Origin of the sequence: Halomonas sp. SIMBA_159, assembly GCF_046536035.1 — a bacterium.
Classification (GTDB): domain Bacteria; phylum Pseudomonadota; class Gammaproteobacteria; order Pseudomonadales; family Halomonadaceae; genus Vreelandella; species Vreelandella venusta_A.
On the sequence record NZ_JAWJBT010000920.1, the window covers coordinates 1 to 259 of the forward strand.

Below are 259 nucleotides of genomic sequence, written 5' to 3' on the forward strand. Positions count from 1 at the left end.
GCACGACTTCAACAACCTGCTCACGGCGATGATCGGGTTCTGCGATCTGCTGCTGCTGCGCCACAAGCCGGGCGACCCGTCCTTCGCCGACATCATGCAGATCAAGCAGAACGCCAACCGGGCGGCGAATCTGGTGCGCCAGCTCCTGGCGTTCTCGCGCCAGCAGACGCTCCAGCCCCGGGTCCTGTCGGTGACCGACGTGCTGGCCGAGCTCTCCAACCTTCTGCGCCGGCTGATCGGCGAGAGCCTGACGCTCGAG

1 protein-coding gene is annotated in these 259 nt (G+C 66.4%); it reads left to right on the plus strand.

Annotated features, from left to right (window positions below; all coding sequences use genetic code 11):
- Positions 1-259 (plus strand): histidine kinase dimerization/phospho-acceptor domain-containing protein (locus R0J87_RS21945; protein WP_498888958.1); only part of this gene is annotated, 259 nt, incomplete at both ends.